This window comes from Clostridium sp. CS1-1, from assembly GCF_056135525.1.
On the sequence record NZ_CM148680.1, the window covers coordinates 750,342 to 775,090 of the forward strand.

Here is a 24,749-nt window from a genome sequence, read left to right on the forward strand (position 1 = left end):
CAAACTGTAGATAGTGAATTAATGGGTAAAATAATTCAATCGGTAGCTCAACAAGTGGTAGAAAAAGAGGCTACTGGTGTGAAAGAAGTTAATGAAATAAAAGAAAAAAATATTGTAATAGAAGAGAAGAGGGAGGTACAAGTTATGAGTGCACCATCAGCAATAACAGAATTCGTTGGAACTGGAAGAGGAGATACCGTTGGTTTAGTTATAGCTAATGTAGATTATTATCTTCATGAGAAAATGGGATTAGATAAAAAGTATCGTTCTATTGGAATAATTAGTGCAAGAGTAGGAGCAGGTCCCCAAATTATGGCTGCAGATGAAGCTGTAAAGGCTACTAATACTGAGGTTGTAAGTATAGAACTTGCAAGAGATACAAAGGGTGGGGCAGGACATGGTTCTTTAATTATCCTAGCCGCAGAAGATGTATCAGATGCTAGAAGAGCTGTAGAAGTAGCTCTAGCTCAACTAGATAGAACATTTGGAGATGTGTACGGATGTGATGCAGGACACCTTGAACTTCAATACACAGCAAGAGCAAGTTTGGCTCTAGAAAAAGCTTTTGGCGCTCCACTTGGAAAAGCTTTTGGAATAATTGTAGGGGCTCCTGCTGGAATCGGTGTAGTAATGGCAGATGCGGCTATGAAAACAGCAAATGTTGAAATGGTTACTTATGCAAGTCCTGGAGCTGGTACTGCTCATTCAAATGAAGTTATAATTACTATTACTGGAGATTCTGGTGCTGTTAGACAATCTGTAATAGCAGCTAGAGAAGTAGGCCTTTCTATTTTAAAGTCAATGGGACAAGATGCTAAGTCAGATACTCAACCATATATTTAACAGAGGGTGGTGTTACGGTGAAGAGATCTAAAAGATTTGAAATATTAGAAAATAGACCAGTTCATAATGATGGGTTTGTTAAGGAATGGCCAGAGGTCGGCTTGATAGCAATAGGAAGCCCTACTGATCCAGTACCAAGTGTTAAAGTTGAAAATGGCAAAATAGTAGAGATGGACGGAAAAAGGAGAGAAGATTTTGATTTTATAGATTCCTTTTTAGCTGATCATGCTATCAATATAGAAAATACAGAAAAAGCTATGGCTATAGACTCGGTTGCTATATCCAGAATGCTTGTAGATATAAATGTTTCAAGAGATGAAATTATAGAAATAACTACTTCTTTAACTGCTGCAAAGCTTGTAGAGGTAGTAGATAAGCTAAATGTAGTTGAAATGATGATGGCTCTTCAAAAGATGAGAGCAAGAAGAACTCCATCAAACCAATGCCACGTAACTAACGTACGCGATAACCCAGTTCAGATAGCAGCAGATGCAGCTGAATCAGCTCTTAGAGGGTTTGATGAAATGGAGACAACAGTAGGGGTAGTAAGATATGCTCCATTCAATGCACTTGGACTTTTAATAGGTGCACAAACTGGAAGGGGTGGAGTTTTAACACAGTGTGCTTTAGAAGAGGCTACAGAGCTTAAACTAGGTATGCTTGGATATACTTCTTATGCAGAAACAATATCAGTTTACGGAACCGAAAACGTATTTGTAGATGGAGATGATACTCCTTGGTCAAAATCCTTCTTAGCATCAGCTTATGCTTCAAGAGGTCTTAAAATGAGATTTACGTCTGGTACTGGTTCAGAAGTTCAAATGGGATATGCAGAAGGAAAATCAATGCTTTACTTGGAAACAAGATGCATAATGATAACGAAAGGTGCAGGAGTTCAAGGATTACAAAATGGTTCAGTTAGCTGTATAGGCGTTCCAGCTGCAGTGCCAGGAGGTATAAGAGCAGTGCTAGGTGAAAACCTTATAACAACAATGCTTGATCTAGAGGTTGCTTCTAGTAACGACCAAACATTTACTCACTCTGATATAAGAAGAACAGCAAGAACTATGATGCAGTTTTTACCAGGAACTGATTTTATATGTTCAGGATATAGTTCTACACCAAACTATGATAACATGTTTGCTGGTTCCAACTGGGATGCAGAAGACTATGATGATTGGTTAGTTCTTCAGAGAGACTTAAAAGTTGACGGCGGACTTAAACCTGTAAAAGAGGAAGATGTTATAGCAGTTAGAAATAAAGCTGCAAGAGTACTTCAAGCGGTATTTAAGGAATTAGGTCTACCTGCAATTACTGACGAGGAAGTTGAAGCTGCAACATATGCTCATGGTAGTAACGATATGCCACAGAGAAACGTAGTAGAAGACCTAAAGGCTGCTCAAGAGTTGTTAACTCGCGGTGTTACTGGTCTTGATATTGTTAAAGGATTGCATAAGGGTGGATTCCCAGAAATAGCAGAGAGAGTCCTGAACCTGTTAAAGCAAAGAGTGGCAGGAGATTATCTACATGCATCCGCTATACTTGACAGAGAGTTCAATGTTATAAGTGCTGTTAATGATCGTAACGATTACATGGGACCTGGTACAGGATATAGACTTGAAGGAAAGAGATGGGAAGAAATACAAAACATAACTCATGCTCTAGATCCTAATAAAATAAAGTAGGGGAGAGTGATTAGTGTATGGTTAACTCAGTGTCTAACGAGGAATTAATAGAATTAATAACTAAGCAAGTTTTACAGCAACTACAGGGTAATGTAGGCACGGATAATGCTAAAGTAAACAACTACGTTTCAAAAGTTGGTAAGATGAAACTTCAAGAAACAGGACAAGCTATAAGTGGAAAAAGAAGTGACGAGGTCGTTATAGCACTAGCACCTGCCTTTGGGCTTTACCAAACAGAAACAATAGTTGGAATATCACATGAGGATGTATTAAGAGAGGTTATGGCTGGGATTGAGGAAGAAGGGGTAACTGTAAGAATTATAAGAGTTTTACGTACTTCTGACGTAGGGTTTGTAGCCCTTGATGGTGCGAAGTTAAGTGGTTCAGGTGTTGGCATAGGTGTACAATCAAAAGGAACTACAGTTATACATCAAAGAGATTTAGCTCCATTAAGTAACCTTGAGTTATTTTCTCAGGCTCCATTAATTGATAAAGAAACATATAGAGCTATAGGAAAAAATGCTGCTAAATATGCTAAAGGTGAATCACCAAATCCGGTACCAATAAGAAATGATCAAATGGCTAGACCAAGATATCAAGCCAAGGCAGCTGTGCTTCATATAAAAGAAACAGAGCATGTAGTACAAAATGCTAAACCTATAGAATTAAAAGTAGTTTTCGAATAGGGGTGAATTTATGGATAATAACGCTTTAATAGAACAGATAGTTAGTCAGGTATTAAAGACAATAACAGTATCTCAGGACAAGCCTTTACAGGAAGTAAAGGCTACTAAATGTAAAGAAAAACTTAGTAAACAGGATTATCCTTTAGCACAAAAAAGAGAGGATCTTATAAAGACAAAGACAGGAAAAAGCTTAAAGGATATAAGAATAGAGAATGTTTTAAGTGGTGATATAACTGCAGATGATATAAAGATAACTCCAGAGGTTTTATTATATCAAGCTGAAATTGCAGAGTCTATAGGAAGAGTTCAATTTGCAAGAAATCTTAGAAGAGCCGCAGAGCTTACTGTAGTTCCAGATGAAAGAGTTCTTGAGATCTATAATGCATTAAGACCATATAGGTCTACAAAAGAAGAACTACTTGTTATAGCAGACGAGTTAGAAAGTAAGTATAATGCAAAAATAAATGCTACGCTTGTTAGAGAAGCAGCAGGAGTATACGAGAAGAGAGGCAGATTAAAAGTTTAGGTAGGTGATAGAAGTGAAGCTTGTGGCAGGAGTAGATATAGGAAACTCTACTACAGAGGTTGCAATAGCAGATTTTGAAGATAACCTAAAGTTTCTTACAAGTAGCATGGTCAAAACTACTGGAATTAAAGGAACTACAGATAACGTTGCAGGGGTTATTTTAGCACTGAAGGAAGCTTGCAATACTATACATGTGGCGATGGAGGAACTCGACTCCATATGTATTAATGAAGCGACACCAGTTATTGGTGATGTAGCTATGGAGACTATAACTGAGACTATAATAACCGAATCTACAATGATAGGCCACAACCCTGATACCCCTGGCGGTATAGGAGTTGGAAATGGAAGAACTATATTTCTTGATGAGCTTGAGCACATTCATAGTAATGAGGAAGTAATCTGCATAATTCCTAAATCAGTAGATTTTGAAACTGCAGCAAAGAAACTAAATGAAGGATTTAAAAAGAACATTCAAATTACTGGTGCAGTAGTACAAAGGGATGACGGAGTAATAATATCAAATAGACTTAATAAAAAAATACCTATCGTTGACGAAGTTGCATACATCGACAAGGTTCCCATGGGGATGCTTGCGGCAGTAGAGGTAGCAGTACCTGGAAGAACTATAAAAGTTCTATCTAATCCTTATGGACTTGCCACTGTCTTTAAACTTTCACCTGAAGAAACTAAACACATAATCCCAATTTCAAGGGCTCTTATTGGCAATAGGTCAGCTGTTGTCATAAGAACCCCTGAAGGGGATGTAAAAGAGAGAGTTATACCTGCTGGAAAACTAATACTTACAGGAACTAAGCAAAGTAAGGTAGCCATAGAAGAAGGCGCTAATTCGGTGATGGACAGTTTAAGTGAAATATGGCCCTTAAATGATGTTAGCGGAGAACCAGGTACTAATGTAGGTGGAATGATAGAGAGAGTAAGACAAGTTATGAGTGAACTTACCGGACAAAATGTGGAAGATATAAAGATACAGGATATATTAGCCGTGGACACATTTATACCACAGAAGGTTCAAGGGGGACTCGCGGAAGAGTTTGCCTTAGAGAATGCTGTAGCTCTTGCAGCTATGGTAAAAACAAGTAAGTTACCTATGGAGAATATAGCTAAAAAGCTTGAAAGTGAAACTAAAGTTAAGGTTTTGATAGGTGGGGTAGAGGCTAATATGGCGGTACTTGGAGCTTTAACCACTCCTGGAACAGATAAACCTCTTGTAATATTAGACATAGGAGGAGGTTCAACAGACTCAGCCTACATCGATAAAAGAGGAGATGTTAAAGCAATTCATCATGCAGGTGCAGGAGAAATGGTTACAATGCTTATAAAATCTGAACTAGGACTTGAGGACTATAATTTATCAGAAGATATAAAGAAATATCCTCTTGCTAAAGTGGAAAGCCTTTTCAATATAAGATATGAAGATGGAACTGTATGTTTCTTCCAACAACCTTTAGATTCAGGTTTATTTGCAAGAAACGTAGTGGTGAAAAATGATGAACTGCTCCCAATTCCTACAAAGCATCCTATAGAAAAAATAAAAATGGTTAGAAGAGAGGCAAAACGAAAGGTTTTTGTAACCAATACTATTAGGGCATTAAAAGGCATTGCACCTAATCATGATTTGAGATGTATTGACTTTGTGGTATTAGTTGGGGGATCTGCATTGGATTTTGAAATTCCTGAAATGATATCAGATGAGTTGTCGCATTATGGAGTTGTTTGTGGAGGAGGTAATATAAGAGGAGTTCAAGGGCCTAGAAATGCCGTTGCAACTGGACTTGTAATTTCTTACTACAATAGCTTAAGAGGTAATAAAATATGATAAGTATAAACTTAGAAACACCATGTATTTTTGTCATAGTAAACAACTACGAAGGGGCAATTCTAAAGGAACTTCTTGCAGGCATAGAAGAAGAGGGGATTCCATACAGCGTTAAAAAAGTAGAGTTTAATCAAGATACTGTACTTAGAGATTTACATGTAGCATCTATAGAGTCTAGGATAGGTATAGCAGTTGGGATTATAGGCAATAGAATAATACTGCAACATAATAAACTTAAAGAAGATAAGCCACTTATAGACGTAATGCTAACTTCTCAATATAGAGAAAAGGCAAGAATAGTAGGAGCCAACGCAGCAAGGCTGTATAAGGTAATGCCTCTTAAGAAATTAGACGAGGTTAGAGACGATTTAGAGGACAGCATTAGGGAAGCGGTAGTTTCTGTTTTGAGCCAGTTAAAAATTATATAAATTTTTAAGGGTAAGATGTAATACTAAAGATATTAATAATAAAATTAGTTTTAAGGAGGGGTTTTGATGAGTGGAGAAGCCCTCGGTGTTATTGAAGTTGTTGGAATGGCTGCAGCAATGGAGGCAGCAGATAGCTGTGTTAAATCAGCTAACGTAGAGCTAATCGGATACGAGTTAACAAAGGGGTCTGGTTTAGTAACTATTAAGATAAGAGGAAATGTAGGGGCAGTTAAGTCAGCTCTTGAAGCAGCGAAAGTTAGTGCATCTAGAATTAATAAGGTTTATGCATCTCTTATTATACCAAGACCGGCTGCCAATTTAGAAAAGTTTATTCAGTCTGATACTGCTGAAGGAAGTAATTCTGATAAAAATGAACGTGACTCAAAAGAGGACATAAAAAAAGATATAAATAAGGAACAATTTGAAGGCACAGTTGAAAATGGTATAAAAGAAGGTAACACCGGAGAAGTTGAAGAGAGTGTGAAAGAAGAATCTGAAGATAAAAAAATTTTTTACGTCATTGATCCTAATGAAAAACAACAAGATGGAGTAGGAAAAAGCCATGATGCAGAATTTCCACAGAATGATCATTCTTTAAATGAGCATGAAAATGAAGAAGAAAGTGAAGATATATGTAATATATGCCACGATTCAAACTGTTCAAGAAGAAAAGGACAACCAAGAAACTTATGTATTCACTATAAAAGGACTTGAAGGTGATATAAATGGTAGATATAAATGAAACTTTGATAAGAGATACAGTAATAGATATTGTGACAAAGGCTGAGGTGAAAAATAGAGAATTCTCAATACCTTTAGGCATATCTAACAGACATATTCATGTTACTCAAGAGGATTTAGAATGCCTATTTGGTAAGGGGTATGAACTTACAATAAAAAATAATGTAAAGCAGCCAGGACAATTTGCGGCTAATGAGACAGTAACTATTGCAGGACCTAAGAGTTCTTTCCAAAAGGTGAGAATTTTAGGTCCTGTAAGAAAATATAGCCAAATTGAAATATCAAGGACAGATGCTTTTACGCTAGGAATAAAACCCCCAGTTAGAAATTCTGGAGATCTTGAAGGTTCAGAAAGTCTTTCTGTTATTGGACCAAAGGGCATGGTTATCTTTAATAATAAAGTAATTTGTGCGAAGAGACATATTCATATGGCGGAAGAAGATGCAAAGCTTTATGGTGTAAAAGATGGAGAGTTAGTAAATGTAGAGACTGCTGGGGATAAGGGAGTAATATTTAAAAATGTTCTTATTAGGGTTAGTAATCAGTCAGAATTAGAATTTCACTTAGATACTGATGAGGCTAATGCGGCTGAGTTAAAGAATGATCAGCTTATTAGGATAATAAGTAAAAGCAGGTGATAGATATGCTGAAGAATACAGATGTAGAGGTTATTTCCATAGATGAAAAAGCTGAGGACATACTTAATAAGGCTAACGCTTTTATTAAGCAGATGGAGGATACGATTTCAAATTCAAATTCAAATAAAATAGATGATAAGGCAGAACTTAAAATAGGCGTGGATTTAGGTACATGTAATATTGTTATAACTGTACTAGATAAGGATAATATGCCGATAGCTGCAGAGCTATATCCTGCAAGTGTTGTTAAGGATGGTATAGTGGTTGAATATTTAAAGGCTGTGACAATAGTTAGGGAGTTAAAAAGTAAGTTAGAAAAAACTCTAAACAGGACCCTTGATTATGCTGCTACAGCAATACCTCCAGGGATAAATATAGGAATAGCTATGAGTAGCGTTAGGTAAGAGAGGTGAGTAAATGGATATTGAAGAGTTACTAAGACCTATAATTGCACAGATAATAAATATGATGAATAAGAGAGTGTTGTTATTTATATCCGGTGGAGCAGTAAACTTAAAGGAAATATTTACAACCTTATCTTCTATGAAAATGCTCCAATACGATATAGTAATGACAGATGCAGCAAAAAAAGTTATTCCGCAAGAGTATATTACTAACTTAAATTGTAAGTTAATAGATTGTAAAGTGGAAATGACCAAAGCTGTAAGAGAAGCTGACATAATATTAATCCCAGTAATGACAAGAAATACCCTAGCTAAGTGTGCTACAGGTATTCAAGATAATTTGGTTACTACGGGAATAGCTGAAGCTATTATGATGAATAAAGAGATAACTGCCGTTAACGATAGTTTCAATCCTCAAAACCCTAAGAATATATCTTTGGGTTTCAGCAAAAATCCTGCGTATAATAAGTTTGTTTTAGGTTACCAAGATAGCTTAATCAATTGGGGAGTTAAGTTCATCACTTCTAATGATTTAAAGAGAAGTATAAACGAAAAGTTCAGCATCTCAAATAATGTGATTGAAAGTAAGTGCCACGGAAACACATTTATTAATAGTACCAAGGTAGATGAAAGCAATATTTATAAGTTTGAATATTCAGGAAATAACAACGAAGAAATTAAAGATAATAATCTAAACACTGATAATAAAAAGGATATAAGTGCTGTGGTTGATAAAGTTAATATAAGTGAGAAAGTTTTATCTGGAATCCTTACTATAGAGGATATAATGAGAGTCACACAAAATTCAAAAGAAATTTCTATAAAAGAGGGTTCTTTGATAACTCCATTAGCAAAGGATTATATATATAATAAGAAGATTAACATTAAGTATTGTTAATTAAAAAAGGAGCGTCAATATGTTTTTAGCAAAAGTTGTTGGAAAAGTTGTGTCAACGCAAAAAGATCCAAAGTTTATAGGAAGTAAACTTTTAATAGTTAAACATATAAATGAAGATGAAAAAACTACAGGAGAGCCTATAATTGCTATAGACACGGTTGGAGCTGGAATTAGGGATGTTGTAATCGTAGTTACAGGAAGCGGTGCAAGGTATGTAGATATATCTGAAAAGGTAATACCTGCGGATGCTTCAATTATAGGCATTGTGGACTCTATTGAATGGAATGAAGGTTAGGTGGTGGTTAAATGAAAATATACACCAAGACCGGGGACAAGGGAAGTACTAGTCTTGTTGGTGGAGATAGAGCGGAAAAATATGATTTAAGAGTATGGTCCTATGGAAGTATAGATGAAGCAAACTCATCTATTGGGGTAGCGAGGGCTTATATTAAAGAAAAAGAGTTAGGAGAAAAGCTTCTAAATGTTCAAAGGACTCTTTTTGAAGTTGGTGCGGAACTTGCATCTGTAGGAACAGAATACTATAAGGAAAGAGTAAAGGATGAAGATATAACATTTCTTGAGAAAACTATAGATGAGTTAGAAGCAATTAGACCCTCTTATAATGGATTTATAGTACCTGGAGGAACTGTAGAATCAGCTCATCTTGATGTAGCAAGAACAGATGTAAGACGAGCTGAAAGATATATATCTGAACTTAAAAATTCTCATGAAGTTAGTAGTAATTTAATGAGATATACCAATAGGTTATCTGATGCTCTCTATGCAATAGCTAGATATTTTGACTATCAAGATATAATGAAAAAAGCTGAAGAAAATATAAAAAATCTCAAACAAAATGTTGAAATAGAGAAGGATTCGAAATTACAAGTTATGGATGGTAGAAACATAATTAGCAGGGAAGCAGCTGAATATATAACTAAAAAATGTATACAAAAGGCATATGAAATAGGAGTGCCTATGGTTATTTGTGTAACAGATTTTAGTGGCAATATTAAATTACTTGAGAGTATGGATGACTCTATTTTAATTAGTGTAGAAGTAGCTATGAAGAAGGCTTATACTTCAGCAGTGCTTGAAAATCCAACACATGAACTTCATCAATCTGCCTTACCAAGCGGAGAATTTTATGGACTTAATAATATGGAAAAGATAATTACCTTTGGAGGCGGATTTCCATTAAAGATTAATGGAAAAGTAATTGGTGCATTAGGTGTTAGTGGTGGTTCTGCTGAACAGGATATGCAGGTTGCAAGGCATGGAGTAGAGATTTTTGAGGAGGTATCTTTAAATGGAATTAGGAAGTAATGAATTATCATTTATAATAGAAAAAGTTTTAAAGGAGATGAGTCAAAGGGATATTAAGACAGAAGTTAGTGATGGAATATTTGATACTATGGATGAAGCTGTAGAAGCAGCTTATGAAGCACAGAAAAAGTATTCATCATACTCAATTGAAGAACGTGAAAAATTCATAGCCGCTATGAGAAAAGCAATACTAGATAACGCTATGAATATAGCAACTCTTTGTGTTAACGAATCGGGAATGGGGAGAATTGATCACAAGTATTTAAAATTAAAATTAACAGCAGAGAAAACACCAGGAACAGAAGTGTTAAAAACTAATGCCTACTCAGGTGACAAGGGACTTACACTTGTAGAGAATGGTGCTTTTGGTGTTATAGGATCAATTACACCGTCTACAAATCCAGCAGCTACAGTTGCTTGCAATAGTATAGGAATGCTTGCTGGGGGAAATGCTGTAGTATTGTCACCTCATCCAGGAGCATTTAATGCATCGTTAACTATGGTTAGAGAATTAAATAAAGCTATAAAGAATGCTGGCGGACCAAATAACTTAATTACTGCAGTTAAGAAGCCTTCATTAGAGAATACAAATATATTATTAAAACACAACAAAATAAGAATGATAGTTGCAACTGGCGGACCAGCTATAGTAACGATGGCTCTTTCATCAGGAAAGAAAGCAATAGGAGCTGGAGCAGGAAATCCACCAGTAGTAGTTGATGAAACTGCTGATATCAAAAAGGGTGCAAGAGACATAATTGCAGGATGCACATTCGACAATAACTTACCTTGTATAGCTGAAAAAGAGGCAATAGTAGTAGAAGCTGTTTACGAGGAATTAATAAGAGAAATGAAGAGTAATAGAGCAGTTTATGAATTAAATGATGAAGAGGCTGAGAAAGTAGCTAATTTGGTTTTAGTTCATAATAAAGAAAACAACACATATTCCCCAAATAAAAATTTTGTGGGAAAAGACGCTAAGTATATACTACAAAATATAGGAAAAAGTAATGTAGATGGAATTGAGTGTTTAATATACAGAACAGAAAATAGTCATCCATTTGTTCAAGAAGAGCTTATGATGCCTATTCTTCCTATAGTTAAGGCAAGGGATTTTGACGAGGCTCTAAAGCTTGCTGTCCAGGATGAGCATGGAAATAGACATACAGCTATTATGCATTCTAAGAATGTAGACAACCTTACTAGAATGGCTAGAGCAATAGATACTACAATATTTGTTAAGAATGCACCATCTTATGCTGGAATTGGTTTTGGTGGAGAGGGACATACAACATTTACTATAGCTGGACCTACTGGTGAGGGCCTAACTAATGCAGTTTCTTTCACTAGACAAAGAAGATGCACAATGGTTGAGTCTTTCAGAATAGTGTAGAGGACTAGATTCAAAACTTTAGTGGTACCGCTGGATGAAGTTATGGGATTTAAATTCCACACACTCTATAGTGTGAACGAAGAAGAGGAGGTGCAGTTGTGGAGCTATTAGAAAAGATTCGTGAAGCGGGAGTTATAGGAGCTGGTGGAGCTGGGTTTCCTACTCATGTTAAGTTAAATTGTAAGGTTGAATATTTTATAATAAATGGATTGGAATGTGAGCCCTTGCTCCAATCAGATAAGTATATGATGAGAACTAAGAGTGATGAAATAATACAGGCTGCAGAGGAAATCGGAAATGCAATTGGAGCAGAGCATATCGTGATAGGCTTAAAAAAGGAATATCAGGAAGAAATAAAGGCACTGAAGAATTCTATACAAAAATTTAATTCCAGGGCAAAGCTTCATTTAAGCGGGGTTTTTTATCCCGCAGGAGATGAGCAGATTTTAGTTTACGAAGTAACAGGAAGGACAATACCTCCAGGAGGAATTCCTTTAAATGTTGGGGCGGTAGTATCAAACTCTGGTACTATATTTAATGTTTTTGAGGCACTTCAAGATAAGGCAGTTACTTATAAATTTGTTACAGTCATAGGTGAAGTAGCTAGACCTTCAATTATAAAAGTACCTATAGGAACTTCTGTTAAGGAAGTTGTAGAAAAGTGCGGCGGAGCAACTACTAAAGACTACGTTATAATAATGGGTGGTCCTATGATGGGAAAGAAAATCTCAAAGGAACAGATGAAAAGTAGGGTTGTTACAAAAGCTGACGGTGCGATTATTATAATACCTGAGAATCACTACTTAGCTGAAAGAGAAAAAACTACTATTGAACATATGAAGAATCAAGCTAGATCAGCTTGTATTCAATGTCGATTTTGTACTGATATGTGTCCTAGAAATTTAATTGGGCATCCTCTAAACCCACATAAGATTATGAGAAGTATTGCCTTAAGCGATCTAGATAACGAAGTGTTAAAAGAAGCAATGATATGTTGCGAGTGCGGTGTTTGTGAAATGTTTGCTTGCCCTATGAAGTTATCTCCTAAGAGGATAAATGTTTATTTAAAAGGTAAGTTAAGGGAAAAAGGAGTAAAGTGGGAAAATAAAAAGAATATATTTACTGCTGATATAATGAGAGATTACAGGAAAATACCAACAGAGAGATTAATAGCTAGGCTACAGTTAGATAGATATAAGAAACAGAGATTGAAAGAAGGACAGGAGATAGAACCAACGGAGGTAAGGATTCCATTAAGACAAGGAATTGGTGCAGGTGCAAACCCAGTTATTAATACTGGTGATGTTGTGGAAAAGGGGCAAGTAATAGGTAGGGTAGAAGAAGGTAAAATGGGTTCAAACATACACGCTAGTATTAGTGGCATAGTTTCTGAAATAAGCGATAGTATAGCTATACAAGCTATATAAGCCGAGGTGGTGAAAATATGATAAGAACTATAGGGTTAATAGAATTAAATAGTATAGCAAAAGGAATTGAAGTTGCTGATGAAATGCTTAAATCTGCAGAAGTAAATTTACTTCTAGCAAAAACTGTTTGTCCAGGTAAATATATCATTTTGGTTACAGGTAACGTAGGTGCTGTGCAAGCAGCAATCAATCATGGAGAAGCTTCTGGGCAGCAATATGTAGTAAACAAGTTACTTTTGCCTAATGCTCATCCACAGCTAATTCCTGCAATTAATGCATCAACTAACGTAGAAAAGCTAAGAGATTTAGGAGTATTAGAATTTTTTAGTATTGCATCAGCTATTGTTGCCGCAGATGCTGCTGTTAAATCAGCAAATGTGGATTTGATAGAGGTTAGATTAGGAGTCGGAATCGGCGGTAAGGCATTTGTAACCCTTACTGGAGATATAAGTTCGGTTAATAATGCTGTAACAGTAGGAGCTAATACTGCAATTGAAAGTGGCATGTTAGTTAACAAAGCTGTAGTACCAGCTCCAAATAAGGAGTTGCTACAGTACTTATTATAGTGTAGAAATTATCACTGATTTATGAACAGCTAATAAAGAAGAGATAATTAAATTATTAAAAAGGCTTACGGTGGGTGAATAGATTACAGAGAATTACTCACCATAAGCTAAAAAAATGTTACAACAATATTATAACATAAAAGTAGCCAAATTTTGCAATTCTTTTGAGGTTGTAGAAGATAATGAGTTTACTGATATTATATTAAAATTATATAAAATTTCGAAAGAATTAGTATCCTAATAAAGTATATTTGGGAGGATTTATAAATGAAAAATAATATATTTGGCGAGTGTATCGCAGAAGTTTTAGGTACCTTTATTTTTATGTTCATAGGGACGGGAACTATAGCAAGAATATAGTGAGAGCATCTAATGAAGGTTGGGGATCAACAGTACTTGGGCCGAACAGCTATGGACTTATCGTACCAATATTTGCACCAGTTATAGGAGCGATTCTAGGCGGTGGAATATATGAGAAGTTAGTTGTACCTTATTTGTCAGGCATAATAAATTTAAAAATAGCTGCAAATAAATCAGATATCGTAATTTCTGATTAATTCAGTTTGTATTTTTACTAAATAGAGTTAAGAGATAAATGAAATAATATCTATTTTAATAAAGTATAAAATTAATACGAAGTGAAAAGATGAATTCTAAAGTTAGGTTAGGTTCATCTTTTTATTGTTGTGATAAAAAGGAATATGTTATAATTTATAAAGAGTTTTATAAATAAGGAGATTACAGAAGAAAAGTATCTGTATTATGCTAATTAATGAGTTAAGGTGTTGCTTTGTAGTAACACCTTATATTTAGTTTAGAATAATAAAATTTACTATTATTTGGAGGAAAATAATGAGCATAGCAAAGTTATTAAATATTAAATATCCAATTTTTCAAGGAGCAATGGCGCATATTGCTCTAGCAGATTTAACAGCTGCTGTATCAAATACTGGTGGATTAGGAATTATTGCAGCAGGTGGACTTAGCACAGAGAGGCTACGTGAAGAAATTCGTAAGTGTAAAAGCTTAACAGATAAGCCTTTTGGTGTAAATGTCATGCTAATGGCTCCAAATCGTGAGGAGATAGCTGAAGTGGTTATTGAAGAAGGAGTAAAAATCCTTACAACTGGAGCCGGTTCCCCTGCTCCCTTTATGAAAAAGTGGAAAGATGCTGGTATTATTGTTATTCCAGTAGTTCCATCCGTTAAAATTGCAAAGAAAATGGAAGCAATAGGAGCAGATGCTGTAGTAGCAGAAGGAACAGAATCTGGCGGGCATGTTGGAGAAACAACTACAATGGCTCTTGTACCACAAGTAGTAGATGCTGTTTCAATTCCTGTAATTGCTGCAGGAGGAATAGCGGATGGAAGAGGAATAGTAGCAGCTTTTGCATTAGGAGCTCAGGGAGTACAGGTAGGAACTCGTTTCTTGACTACAGTAGAGTGTCCTACTCACGAAAACTTTAAACAATCAATAATTAATGCTACTGATACCGACACACTTGTAACAGGCAAAAGTTTAGGTGCTCCTGTAAGAAGCATTAAAAATAATATGTCAATTAAATACTTAGAGTTAGAGAACAAAGGTGTATCAAGAGATGAACTAGAAGAATTAGCTCTAGGTTCTTTACGAAGGGCAGTTCTTGAAGGAGATGTTGAAAATGGTTCTGTAATGGCAGGACAAATTTCAGGGCTAATTTGCGAAATTAAAACAGTTGAAGAAGTTATTAATTCAATGTTTGCAGAAGCTGAAGAGGTTAGAAAAAAACTAAGTTCTTGTTCATTCGTATAATGTAGGAATTGATCAAAACGGCTGGGGTGCTATTGATAAACTAGTAATAGATAAAAATGGAGAGAATTTAATTTAAGAGAAAAAGCTATTTACTAAAATATAACCTCTGCAATACTTTATTTAAGTTAAGTATTGTAGAGGTTTATTATTTACTAAAATTAAAACTATCCTAAAGTTTATCTATTGCTACTTTTAGCCTTTCTAAAACTTCTTGTACTCTAACTCTTGGACATGCTATATTCATTCTTATATAGCCATCACCCTCAACTCCAAAACTATCGCCAGGGTTAAATGCAACTTTTACTTCCTCAATCATAAATCTAGATAATTGTTCCTTATTCATTCCAAGTTCGCTACAATCTATCCATACTAAATAAGTTCCTTCAACTCTATTAGGCTTAATTTTAGGTATATATATCTTGCAATAATCATTTACTAAGGATATATTACCTTCTAAGTATTCTAATAACTGTTCAAGCCATTCTTCTCCATGGTTATATGCTGCTTCAGTAGCAACAAGACTAAAGCAGTTGTTTCTTTTAATATCCATTACAGACCAAACACGATCAAATATTTGTTTTTCCTCCTCAGTAGGGAAAATTACAAAAGAAGCTTGTAGACCTGCAATATTAAAGGTTTTACTTGGTGACATACAGGTTATAGAGTTCTTAAAAAAGTCCTCTGAAATCATTCCAAAAGGAGTATGTTTATTACCTTTGAAAATTAAATCAGAATGTATTTCGTCGGAAACAACTCTTACACCATACGTTAAGCAAATCTTTCCAAGAGTTACTAACTCCTCCTTAGTCCATACACGACCAACAGGATTATGGGGACTACATAAGAGCAACATCTTTGCTCCTGATTTAGCCGCTTGTTCGAGGCTTTCATAGTCCATTACGTATTTTCCTTTATTGAGCTTTAATGGATTGAGTACCAATTCCCTATTGTTATTATTTACAACATCAAAGAATGGAGGGTAAACAGGAGGTTGAACTATTATCCTGTCCCCCGGTTTTGTAAAATGTTGAACTATTACATTTATAGATGGAATTACTAAAGGACTATGAGTGATATGGTTAATATCAACAATCCATCCGTGTCTTTTTTTTAACCAACCACTAATTGATTCATAATAGGAAGATGGCCTTGAAGTATACCCAAAGATTCCATGCCCTAATCTATTTTTCATAGCATTAATTATAGGTTCCGCGGTTTTAAAATCCATATCCGCAACCCACATAGGTATTAAATCTTCTTTTCCATATTTAAGTTTTAACTCATCATATTTTGCAGCAAAGCTATTTTTTCTATCTATAACTTCATCAAAATTATATTTCACTTTTAGCCCCCCAATCATATTATATTTTCATTTTTAAGTAACTAGTTTTATTCTGCCTGTAAATATATTACTCTACTTAAATAAGTACTATTTCAATATTAAGAATATGCTAATTTAATGGATTGCCAAATATTTATTGTAAATGTTTCTTATAATTCTAGAATCTAGAAAAGAGTTAATAGATGGTGAATAAAAGCTATGAACTGTAGATATTCGTAATAGAGATAAAAGTAATAAAAATACTTAAGGATTTATCTTAATGAGGGACTTGTTTTAATCAAAAAGTGGAGAGTTAGGAACCTTTAGCATTGAAAGGATTAATAGAATAATTATTGTAGGATATATAATATATAATGTGTATTATATGTTGCATATTTATGTTATATAGTGTATACTATACAATATGTGATATACAATATGTGATATTAGTATATCTTATATTGAGGTTATATATCTAAAATGTTTATATAGAGGGGCGTGCTATTAAATGGAAAGTAAAAAATATGTATATCTTTTTAACGAAGGAAATGCAAAGATGAAGAATTTGCTTGGGGGAAAAGGAGCAAATCTTGCTGAAATGATGAATTTAGGAATACCTGTTCCAGAGGGCTTTACATTGTCTACGGAAGCTTGCACAAAGTATTATGAAGACGGTAAAAGATTATCTGAAGATGTATTAAAGCAGGTTTACGAATCGCTTACTAAAATTGAAAAATTAACTGGTAAAAAGTTTGGCAGTGTAGATAATCCGTTGCTTGTTTCAGTAAGATCTGGAGCTAGAGTTTCAATGCCAGGAATGATGGATACTATATTAAACTTAGGACTAAATGATGAGACAGTAGAAGCTTTAACTAGATTGACTAATAATGAAAGATTTGCCTATGATTCATATAGAAGATTTATTCAAATGTTTTCTGATGTTGTTATGGGAATTGAAAAGAGAAAGTTTGAAGATATTCTAGATGAAGTAAAAGAACTTAAACGAGTTAAATTTGATAACGATTTAACTTCATCAGATTTAAAAGATGTTGTTAAGAAATATAAGTGCTTATATAAACAAGAAATGGGAAAGGATTTTCCACAGGATCCAAAGGATCAGTTATTAGAATCTATAACTGCTGTATTTAGATCATGGGATAATCCAAGAGCAATAATTTATAGAAGATTAAATGATATTCCGGAAGAATGGGGTACAGCAGTTAACGTTCAGTCAATGGTATTTGGTAATATGGGAGAAACCTCAGGAACAGGAGTTGCATTTACTAGAAATCCTGCCACAGGGGAAAAGCTTATATTTGGTGAATACTTAATAAATGCCCAAGGTGAAGACGTTGTTGCTGGCATAAGAACTCCTCAGACCATATCAAGATTACAAGAAGATTTACCAGAGTGCTATGAGCAATTCATGGAAATAGCAGAAAGATTAGAAAATCACTATAAAGATATGCAAGATATGGAGTTCACTATTGAGCAAGGTAAACTATATTTTCTACAAACAAGAAATGGTAAGAGAACAGCTCAAGCTGCATTGAAAATTGCAGTTGATTTAGTGGAGGAAGGGCTAATTACAAGAGATGAAGCAATACTAAAGGTTGATCCAAAACAGTTAGACTCACTTTTGCACCCCAATTTTGATTCTAAGGAACTAAAAAATACTGATATTATAGCAAAGGGATTACCAGCTTCACCAGGTGCTGCTTGTGGTAAAGTTTATTTTACAGCAGAATCAGCAAAGAAACATCACGAGCAAGGTGAAAAGGTAGTATTAGTAAGAATTGAGACATCTCCAGAAGATATAGAGGGAATGGTAGCAGCTGAAGGTATACTCACTGCAAGAGGAGGAATGACCTCTCATGCAGCAGTTGTTGCTAGAGGAATGGGAACTTGTTGTGTAGCTGGATGTGGTGATTTAAAAATAGATGAAGAAGCAAAGACTTTTATGTTAAGTGGAAAGATATATCATGAAGGAGATTATATATCATTAGACGGTAGCACAGGAAATGTTTATGGACAAGCAATTAAAACTGTTGAACCTGAAATAAGTGGACATTTTGGAACGCTTATGGGCTGGGCTGATGAAATAAGAGCATTAAAGGTAAGAACTAATGCAGATACACCAAGAGATGCTAAGCATGCTATTAAGTTTGGTGCAGAAGGTATAGGGCTTTGTAGAACTGAACATATGTTTTTTGATGAGGATAGAATACCAGCTGTTAGAGAGATGATAGTTTCAAAGACAGAATTACAAAGAAGAAAGGCTTTAGATAAATTGCTTCCAATGCAGAGAGAAGATTTTATCGGAATTTATGAGGCAATGGAAGGCAGACCGGTAAATATAAGGTTACTAGATCCACCTCTACATGAATTCTTACCACAAGCTGACGAGGATATAAAGGATCTAGCTAAAGAAATGGGATTAAGCTTTGAGGATTTAAAATCAACAATTGAATCTTTACATGAGTTCAATCCAATGATGGGACATAGAGGATGTCGTCTTCCTGTATCCTATCCTGAAATGGCGGAAATGCAGACTAGAGCTATTATAGAAGCTGCTATAGACGTTAAGAAAAGAAAGGGATACAATATAGTTCCAGAAATAATGATACCTCTTGTTGGAGAAGTAAAAGAGTTAAAATTTGTAAAAGATATAGTTGTTGCAACAGCTGAAGAGGTAATAGAAAAAGAGGGTATAGAGTTAAAGTATTTGGTAGGAACAATGATAGAGATACCTAGAGCAGCTCTCACAGCAGATGAGATAGCTAAAGAAGCTGAATTTTTCTCCTTTGGAACAAATGACTTGACTCAGATGACCTTTGGTTTCTCAAGAGATGATGCAGGTAAGTTCTTAAAGGATTACTATGATAAAAAAATATACGAGTTTGATCCATTCCAAAGATTAGATCAAAAAGGAGTAGGAAAGCTTGTTAAGATGGCTGTAGAACTTGGAAAGCAAACAAGACCAGGGATCCATCTTGGGATATGTGGGGAACATGGTGGAGATCCATCTTCTATTGAATTCTGTCACAATGTTGGATTAGATTATGTATCTTGTTCACCATTCAGGGTTCCGGTAGCAAGACTTGCTGCCGCACAAGCTCAGGTTAGAAATTCACGAAAATAAACAATGACTAATACAGAGCAGGTGTATTAGAATATGCTATATATCCTAATTAAAGTCATTGTGATTTTAGAATTATATTGATATAAAAAGGTATGCTAAGATTAAATTAGCATACCTTTCTTTATGTATAAAAACTACTCCAAGAAATTAGCATGCTTCTTTATGCAATCCTATTGAAAAAATCTTTACTATATATAAGTAATAGGAGAATGAGAAGATCTACTTCCCTCCTTTTAATCCAAGGTCTATTTTGTTTAAGTATTAAAGATAGATAAGCTTTACTTCCTTAGTAAAATTAAGATTTACTAAGGAAGTAAAGCTTAATTTGTATATTTACTTGTTTGTTAAAATAAAATGAATAATGTAGGTTATTATAAATTTGATTAAAATACAAAATATGTTATAATTAGGTATATTGTACAATAAGTTATTTAATAACTCATTACGCTGAAACTACTAAATAATTTAATAGATATCTTATAAATATATTTATACTAATAAACAAAATAAATCTGAAATTAGTGGAGATAACATTAATAAAATTTATGCATAGAATGGTATCGAGGGAGGGGTTTTATGGAGCAAGTTTACAATATTGTTTTTTGGGTTGGAGTTATATACACTGTAGTAACATTTTTGTTAGGAGGAGTATTTGGAATTATTCATCTCGGCGGTCATATAGACACACATATCGATACACATATAGATTCCCAAGGTTCAGGACATATGGTTAATGTTATGCCGCTAAAGCCTATAACTATAGTATCATTTATTACTGTATTTGGCGGAGTTGGAATTATGGGTAATTATTATAAGCTAAATAGTATGATTACCTTGGTGCTTGCGATAATGGTAGGTAGCATAGTCTCATTTATCTTATACAAATTTATAGTAGTACCTTTATATAAGGCGCAAAATACAAGTGCAGTTTATCAGGAAAAGCTTATAGGAATGAAAGCCCTAGTTATCTCGCCAATAATAAATGATGGATTTGGAGTAATATCATATGTAGTTAATGGAAGTAAATATAATGCTCCAGCACAGCATATAAATAAAAAGTCAGTATTACAAGGTGAAGAGGTAATTATATATGATATTAAAGATAATGTATTTTATGTTCAGCCTTTAAATGAGTAGGCGAAGTATATCATCTGCAAAATTAAAAAACAGCCATATATTAAAGAAAAAATAATAAATAATGAAAAGGGGAGAAGGTTATGCTGAATATGTCAACTTTTATGGTTCCAGGAATTATTGTTGGAGTAATTATATTGTTGATTCTTGGAGTATTTTCCATGTGGAAAAGGGTGCCTCAGGACAAGGCACTAGTTGTTACTGGTCTTAAAAAGAGAGTTATTACTGGTGGTGGTGGATTTGTAATGCCGCTACTTGAAAGAACAGACAAAATGTCATTAGAAAATATGGAGATTGAAATAAAAATTGACGGGGCATTAACAGGACAAGGAGTGGGAATTACTGCGGATGGAGTTGCAGTCGTAAAGGTAAAATCAGATACAGATTCAATTTTATCTGCTGCGGAACAATTTAATACATCACATGGAATGGAACATACTCTTCAAGTTATTGTTCACACAACCCAGAATGTTTTAGAGGGTAAGCTTAGAGAAATTGTATCTAAAATGACAGTAGAAGAGATATATAAGGATAGGGAAACTTTTGCATCTCATGTTCAGGAAGTAGCTGCTGTTGATCTTGCACAGATGGGACTAGAATTAAAGGTTTTGACTATAAAAGATATTTCAGATAAAAATGGATATTTAGAGGCTCTTGGTAAACCAAGAATTGCAGCAGTTAAAAGAGATGCTTTAATTGCAGAGGCAGAGGCGGCGAGGGAAACTAAAATTAAAACATCAGAAGCAGTTAGACTAGGGGAAGCAGGTAGAATTTTAGCAGAAACTCAAATTGCTGAATCAACAAAACAAAAGGAATTAAAGGTACAGGAATATAGAAAAGAACAAGAACAGGCAAAAGCTATATCTGATTTAGCCTATGAAATCGAATCTAACAAAGTTAAAAAAGAAGTTACCGAAACACAGATGCAGGTACAGATTACTAAAAAGTTAAAGGAAAAAGAACTTGCAGATGCTGAAGTTCAAGTAGAAATAACTAGAAAAGAAAAAGAGATAGAACTTGCTGAAAAGGAATCTATCAGAAAAGAAAGAGAGCTTGAAGCTACAGTCAAAAGACAGGCAGAAGCTGATAAATATAAACAGGTACAAACGGCAGATGCTGTTAAGTATAAGGAAGTTGCGGATGCAGAAGCAAGAGCAAAAGCTATTGAGTTGGAAGGTAAGGCTAAGGCAGAGGCTTTAAGACTTCAAGGTATGGCAGAAGTAGATATAATTAGAGAAAAGGGTAAAGCTGAAGCAGAGGCTATGATGAAAAAGGCAGAAGCATTTAAGCTATATAATGATGCAGCTATGACTCAGATGGTAATAGAAAAATTACCTGAGATTGCAAGAGCGATTTCGGAGCCATTGTCTAAAACAGAAAAAATCGTTATTGTTGATAATGGCACAGGAACAGGAGAGGGAAAGGGTGCTTCAAAGGTTACCGGATATGTTAATGATATTATTTCACAACTGCCTGAAACAGTAGAGGCGTTAACCGGCATAAAAATGGTAGATTTTTTTAATAAAGCTTTAGTAAACAAAGATGAAAAAAATAAAGCTGAAGAAGAAATTACAAAATAAACCTCAGGAACTTGAAATAAGATAGCAAGTTAGAAACATGCTAGCATACTAACTAATTATATTGAATACCTCAATTAAGAATATGCAAGGTTTTTGATTTTAGTGTTACAACTAGATTTGAAATCTTGCAATTTTTTATTATTAGACATTATTATTGCAACAACTTAGCCTATCGTGTCAATATAAGATATATATAGGTATTTGTAAAAAAAATGAGTATAAAACATCTAAGCCTGGGTAAATATAATATTGTTCAATATTAATTAAAGTTAAAGGTGATAAGATATTCCTTGTCGCTTGATGAGTGACAAACACAGAAAGATAGTTGTTCAATATAATATCGCGGGATGGAGCAGTTGGTAGCTCGTCGGGCTCATAACCCGAAGGTCGTAGGTTCAAGTCCTGCTCCCGCAACCAAAATTATATTGACAATGATAAAAGTTGTATGATATTATGTAAAAGCTGTCAACGACACCATATTATAATGTGTGATGTTATAGATAATTAAGTATAAATTACTAGTTGACGAGTTAAAGAAAACATGATAAGATATACAGGCAGTCGAGTTAAATCGACATGATCCTTGAAAATTAAACAGAGTGAAACACAAGATAAAACTTGTTTTTAAAATAAACCAGCAATTCTTTGGGTTACTTTTAAAGTAACAAAACAGTAATGAGCAAGCAAACTTTTAAATTGAGAGTTTGATCCTGGCTCAGGACGAACGCTGGCGGCGTGCCTAACACATGCAAGTCGAGCGATGAAATCCTTCGGGGTGGATTAGCGGCGGACGGGTGAGTAACACGTGGGTAACCTGCCTCAAAGAGGGGGATAGCCTCCCGAAAGGGAGATTAATACCGCATAACATTAGTTTTTCGCATGAAGAACTAATTAAAGGAGTAATCCGCTTTGAGATGGACCCGCGGCGCATTAGCTAGTTGGTGAGGTAAAGGCTCACCAAGGCGACGATGCGTAGCCGACCTGAGAGGGTGATCGGCCACATTGGAACTGAGATACGGTCCAGACTCCTACGGGAGGCAGCAGTGGGGAATATTGCACAATGGGCGAAAGCCTGATGCAGCAACGCCGCGTGAGTGATGAAGGCCTTCGGGTTGTAAAGCTCTGTCTTTGGGGACGATAATGACGGTACCCAAGGAGGAAGCCACGGCTAACTACGTGCCAGCAGCCGCGGTAATACGTAGGTGGCAAGCGTTGTCCGGATTTACTGGGCGTAAAGGATGCGTAGGCGGATATTTAAGTGAGATGTGAAATTCCCGGGCTTAACTTGGGAGCTGCATTTCAAACTGGATATCTAGAGTGTGGGAGAGGAGAATGGAATTCCTAGTGTAGCGGTGAAATGCGTAGAGATTAGGAAGAACACCAGTGGCGAAGGCGATTCTCTGGACCATAACTGACGCTGAGGCATGAAAGCGTGGGTAGCAAACAGGATTAGATACCCTGGTAGTCCACGCCGTAAACGATGAGTACTAGGTGTAGGGGGGTCCAACCCTCTGTGCCGCAGTTAACACAATAAGTACTCCGCCTGGGAAGTACGATCGCAAGATTAAAACTCAAAGGAATTGACGGGGGCCCGCACAAGCAGCGGAGCATGTGGTTTAATTCGAAGCAACGCGAAGAACCTTACCTGGACTTGACATCCCCTGAATTACTCGTAATGGAGGAAGCCCTTCGGGGCAGGGAGACAGGTGGTGCATGGTTGTCGTCAGCTCGTGTCGTGAGATGTTAGGTTAAGTCCTGCAACGAGCGCAACCCTTATCATTAGTTGCTACCATTAAGTTGAGCACTCTAGTGAGACTGCCCGGGTTAACCGGGAGGAAGGTGGGGATGACGTCAAATCATCATGCCCCTTATGTCCAGGGCTACACACGTGCTACAATGGTGAGTACAATTAGATGCAAACCCGCGAGGGGGAGCCAAACTAAAAAACTCATCCCAGTTCGGATTGTAGGCTGAAACTCGCCTACATGAAGCTGGAGTTGCTAGTAATCGCGAATCAGAATGTCGCGGTGAATACGTTCCCGGGCCTTGTACACACCGCCCGTCACACCATGAGAGCTGGCAACACCCGAAGTCCGTGAGGTAACCGTAAGGAGCCAGCGGCCGAAGGTGGGGTCAGTGATTGGGGTGAAGTCGTAACAAGGTAGCCGTAGGAGAACCTGCGGCTGGATCACCTCCTTTCTAAGGAATAATAACTAGAAACTTAGGTTTTTAGTTACATTGGAATTCTGGTTTACACTCTGTTTAATTTTGAGGGATTAAAACCTCAAATAAAGCTAACACTAAGGTGATAGCGAATTGTTCTTTGAAAATTGCACAGTGATAAGCGTTAAATAATGAAAGTTATTTAACATAAAAAAGT

General features: G+C 35.6%; 21 protein-coding genes, 1 tRNA gene and 1 rRNA gene. 22 read left to right on the forward strand and 1 reads right to left on the reverse strand.

Translation table 11 applies throughout. The annotated features are described in order from the left end of the window. The first annotated feature begins 21 nt into the window (after window positions 1-21). From pduB to AC0N0V_RS03445, 17 genes are all read left to right on the forward strand, one after another. The gene (pduB, locus tag AC0N0V_RS03365; protein WP_474464426.1) at window positions 22-843 is read left to right on the forward strand and encodes a propanediol utilization microcompartment protein PduB; all 822 of its coding nucleotides are present in this window, start codon (window positions 22-24) and stop codon (window positions 841-843) included. A 17-nt stretch (window positions 844-860) separates the two neighbouring features. Next, window positions 861-2,528 carry a propanediol/glycerol family dehydratase large subunit gene (locus AC0N0V_RS03370; RefSeq protein WP_474462117.1) on the forward strand — a complete coding sequence of 556 codons (1,668 nt, stop codon included), beginning with the start codon at window positions 861-863 and terminating at the stop codon, window positions 2,526-2,528. A 17-nt stretch (window positions 2,529-2,545) separates the two neighbouring features. Next, the gene (locus tag AC0N0V_RS03375; RefSeq protein ID WP_474462118.1) at window positions 2,546-3,214 is read left to right on the forward strand and encodes a propanediol/glycerol family dehydratase medium subunit; all 669 of its coding nucleotides are present in this window, start codon (window positions 2,546-2,548) and stop codon (window positions 3,212-3,214) included. 10 nt (window positions 3,215-3,224) lie between these two features. Beyond that, the gene (locus AC0N0V_RS03380; RefSeq protein ID WP_474462119.1) at window positions 3,225-3,740 is read left to right on the forward strand and encodes a diol dehydratase small subunit; all 516 of its coding nucleotides are present in this window, start codon (window positions 3,225-3,227) and stop codon (window positions 3,738-3,740) included. Window positions 3,741-3,753: 13 nt separating this feature from the next. Next, complete coding sequence (locus AC0N0V_RS03385; RefSeq protein ID WP_474464428.1) at window positions 3,754-5,580, forward strand: diol dehydratase reactivase subunit alpha; 1,827 nt, start codon at window positions 3,754-3,756, stop codon at window positions 5,578-5,580. Further along, complete coding sequence (locus AC0N0V_RS03390; protein ID WP_474462120.1) at window positions 5,577-6,008, forward strand: glycerol dehydratase reactivase beta/small subunit family protein; 432 nt, start codon at window positions 5,577-5,579, stop codon at window positions 6,006-6,008. The genes AC0N0V_RS03385 and AC0N0V_RS03390 overlap by 4 nt, the downstream gene beginning before the upstream one ends. A gap of 66 nt (window positions 6,009-6,074) precedes the next feature. After that, window positions 6,075-6,722: a BMC domain-containing protein gene (locus AC0N0V_RS03395; protein ID WP_474462121.1), complete on the forward strand. Its 648-nt coding sequence runs from the start codon at window positions 6,075-6,077 to the stop codon at window positions 6,720-6,722. Between the two features lie 11 nt (window positions 6,723-6,733). Continuing rightward, the gene (locus AC0N0V_RS03400) at window positions 6,734-7,387 is read left to right on the forward strand and encodes a phosphate propanoyltransferase (RefSeq protein ID WP_474462122.1); all 654 of its coding nucleotides are present in this window, start codon (window positions 6,734-6,736) and stop codon (window positions 7,385-7,387) included. Window positions 7,388-7,392: 5 nt separating this feature from the next. Next, window positions 7,393-7,791, forward strand: coding sequence for a hypothetical protein (locus AC0N0V_RS03405; RefSeq protein ID WP_474462123.1), 399 nt, complete (start codon window positions 7,393-7,395; stop codon window positions 7,789-7,791). Window positions 7,792-7,804: 13 nt separating this feature from the next. Next, window positions 7,805-8,689: a flavoprotein gene (locus AC0N0V_RS03410; RefSeq protein ID WP_474462124.1), complete on the forward strand. Its 885-nt coding sequence runs from the start codon at window positions 7,805-7,807 to the stop codon at window positions 8,687-8,689. Between the two features lie 19 nt (window positions 8,690-8,708). Beyond that, window positions 8,709-8,984 carry a EutN/CcmL family microcompartment protein gene (locus AC0N0V_RS03415; protein WP_474462125.1) on the forward strand — a complete coding sequence of 92 codons (276 nt, stop codon included), beginning with the start codon at window positions 8,709-8,711 and terminating at the stop codon, window positions 8,982-8,984. Window positions 8,985-8,995: 11 nt separating this feature from the next. Next, window positions 8,996-10,015: a cob(I)yrinic acid a,c-diamide adenosyltransferase gene (locus AC0N0V_RS03420; protein ID WP_474462127.1), complete on the forward strand. Its 1,020-nt coding sequence runs from the start codon at window positions 8,996-8,998 to the stop codon at window positions 10,013-10,015. Further along, the gene (locus tag AC0N0V_RS03425; protein ID WP_474462128.1) at window positions 9,999-11,408 is read left to right on the forward strand and encodes an aldehyde dehydrogenase family protein; all 1,410 of its coding nucleotides are present in this window, start codon (window positions 9,999-10,001) and stop codon (window positions 11,406-11,408) included. The genes AC0N0V_RS03420 and AC0N0V_RS03425 overlap by 17 nt, the downstream gene beginning before the upstream one ends. A gap of 98 nt (window positions 11,409-11,506) precedes the next feature. Then, the gene (locus tag AC0N0V_RS03430; protein ID WP_474462129.1) at window positions 11,507-12,835 is read left to right on the forward strand and encodes a 4Fe-4S dicluster domain-containing protein; all 1,329 of its coding nucleotides are present in this window, start codon (window positions 11,507-11,509) and stop codon (window positions 12,833-12,835) included. Between the two features lie 17 nt (window positions 12,836-12,852). Continuing rightward, entirely contained in the window at window positions 12,853-13,401 is a 549-nt protein-coding gene (locus AC0N0V_RS03435; RefSeq protein ID WP_474462131.1) for a BMC domain-containing protein, read from the forward strand. A gap of 359 nt (window positions 13,402-13,760) precedes the next feature. Beyond that, the gene (locus AC0N0V_RS03440) at window positions 13,761-13,958 is read left to right on the forward strand and encodes a hypothetical protein (protein ID WP_474462132.1); all 198 of its coding nucleotides are present in this window, start codon (window positions 13,761-13,763) and stop codon (window positions 13,956-13,958) included. 295 nt (window positions 13,959-14,253) lie between these two features. After that, a complete protein-coding gene (locus AC0N0V_RS03445) occupies window positions 14,254-15,192 on the forward strand; it encodes a DUF561 domain-containing protein (protein ID WP_474462133.1) in 939 nt (312 codons plus the stop codon). Window positions 15,193-15,361: 169 nt separating this feature from the next. Here AC0N0V_RS03445 and AC0N0V_RS03450 read toward each other — a convergent pair whose 3' ends face one another. Then, window positions 15,362-16,534: a MalY/PatB family protein gene (locus AC0N0V_RS03450; protein WP_474462135.1), complete on the reverse strand. Its 1,173-nt coding sequence runs from the start codon at window positions 16,532-16,534 to the stop codon at window positions 15,362-15,364. Window positions 16,535-17,021: 487 nt separating this feature from the next. Between AC0N0V_RS03450 and ppdK the strand changes: the two genes are divergently transcribed. From ppdK to AC0N0V_RS03475, 5 genes are all read left to right on the forward strand, one after another. Beyond that, on the forward strand, window positions 17,022-19,655 hold the full coding sequence (ppdK, locus tag AC0N0V_RS03455) for a pyruvate, phosphate dikinase (protein ID WP_474462136.1): 2,634 nt from the start codon (window positions 17,022-17,024) through the stop codon (window positions 19,653-19,655). A gap of 576 nt (window positions 19,656-20,231) precedes the next feature. Further along, window positions 20,232-20,792 (forward strand): NfeD family membrane protein, encoded by a 561-nt coding sequence (locus tag AC0N0V_RS03460; protein ID WP_474462137.1) that lies wholly within the window; start codon window positions 20,232-20,234, stop codon window positions 20,790-20,792. A gap of 89 nt (window positions 20,793-20,881) precedes the next feature. Then, window positions 20,882-22,369 carry a flotillin family protein gene (locus tag AC0N0V_RS03465; RefSeq protein WP_474464429.1) on the forward strand — a complete coding sequence of 496 codons (1,488 nt, stop codon included), beginning with the start codon at window positions 20,882-20,884 and terminating at the stop codon, window positions 22,367-22,369. 341 nt (window positions 22,370-22,710) lie between these two features. Further along, a tRNA-Met gene (locus AC0N0V_RS03470) sits at window positions 22,711-22,786 on the forward strand. 275 nt (window positions 22,787-23,061) lie between these two features. Then, a 16S ribosomal RNA gene (locus AC0N0V_RS03475) occupies window positions 23,062-24,568 on the forward strand. Window positions 24,569-24,749: the final 181 nt, after the last annotated feature.